1 protein-coding gene is annotated in these 1437 nt (G+C 51.1%); it reads right to left on the minus strand.

The features are described from left to right. Window positions 1–34: 34 nt before the first annotated feature. Window positions 35–1377, minus strand: a protein-coding gene (locus QKB66_RS11930; RefSeq protein WP_414253375.1) for an IS3 family transposase whose coding sequence is annotated in 2 segments (ribosomal slippage) — window positions 35–936 and window positions 936–1377 — 1344 coding nt in all. Because the reading frame shifts where the segments join, the coding sequence is not laid out codon by codon here. Between the last annotated feature and the right edge of the window lie 60 nt (window positions 1378–1437).

A 1437-nucleotide genomic window follows, 5' to 3' on the forward strand; every position in this document is an offset into this window, starting at 1 on the left:
TGAACTGCTCCCTGTTTTCCGGACTGGGTTAATTCTAAATGGTTTGGGTCTTTGCAAGGGTCTGGTTCCGATATTGCATCGGGGCCAGGCCCTTGAATTGTTCCTGTAGTCGGGTTGTGTTGTACCACAGGATGTAGTCATCAATAGCTTGGCAGAACTCGTCGACGCTGCTGAAGGAAGCACCGTGGTACATCTCAGATTTCAAGTGACCGAAGAAATTCTCCATCACTGAGTTGTCATAGCAATTGCCTTTCCGCGACATCGATTGCACGCCACCAATGCTTGTAATCAAGTCACGCCAGCTGGCGTGCTGGTACTGGAAGCCTTGGTCGGTGTGCACAATGAGTCCTTCACCTGGACTAAACAGGGCAATGGCATCGGATAACGATCTTGATGTGAACTTGGTGTTCGGTGATGTAGACAGCGTATGAGCCAAGATTGTTCGGTCAAACAGATCCATAATCGGCGACAAGTAGACCTTGGTGCCTGCGACTCGGAACTCGGTGACGTCGCTAACCCACGCTTTATTCGGTGCGCTTTGCTCGAAGTTGCGGTCAAGCACGTTATCGGCAATGTGGCTGGTAGTGCCGCGGTAGGAGTTGTACTTCTTACGCCTGATTTTCGATACTAATCCCAGCTGTCGCATCAGCTTGCGAACCAACTTCTTATTGACGATCTCATTCTCGTTGCGTAAAGCACGCCATACGCGGCGGTAACCATACGTGGCGTTGGAGTTGCTAAAGATCTTCGTTATCAGTTTCTTCAGATGGGCATATTTGTCCGGTTCATTAAGACGACGCTGATGCTCGAAGAAAGTCGACCTGGCCATGCCAGATGCGGTGATCAAGTCATCGAGACGGTGGTCAGACTTAAGAGTGATGATGGCTTCGACTTTTAGCCTCGTCGCTGATCCCTCAAGTCCCGCAATTTTTTTAGGTACGCTAATTCAGCCTTGAGAAGCTCATTTTCGCGTCGCAGCTTGTCTTCTTCGGTCAGTGGTGCAGGCCGAGCTGAGCCTTTAGGCCTGCCCTTCGGCTTCGGCCGTAGTGCATCAATACCATCCTTGTTGACCTCCCACACCCAATGACCAATCAGGTCAGGCGAGGACAAGCCGAATTCCTCGGCAAGATCAAACTTGGTCTCGCCGGCTTTATGGCGGCGAAGGATCTCCATCTTGGTGTCGAAAGAGTACTGTTTCCTCGTTGGTTTGCTCACAAGACAAAGTCTGCCATGTAAACGGAACCGATCCTCGAGCTTTTCAACCTGGCCCCGCTTGACCCCGAGACGATTAGCCACCGCCGTAGAGCGATAGCCTTGCTCGAATAGTTCCACTGCTTGTTCACGCTGAGCCTGGCTCAACTTGCTGCGTGGATGCATAGAAAAACTCCCCACAATCTGGTTTCTGATTTCTCAGTCCGGATTATGGGGAGCAGTTCA

Source organism: Corynebacterium sp. c25Ua_89 (assembly GCF_047459735.1).
Classification (GTDB): domain Bacteria; phylum Actinomycetota; class Actinomycetes; order Mycobacteriales; family Mycobacteriaceae; genus Corynebacterium; species Corynebacterium simulans.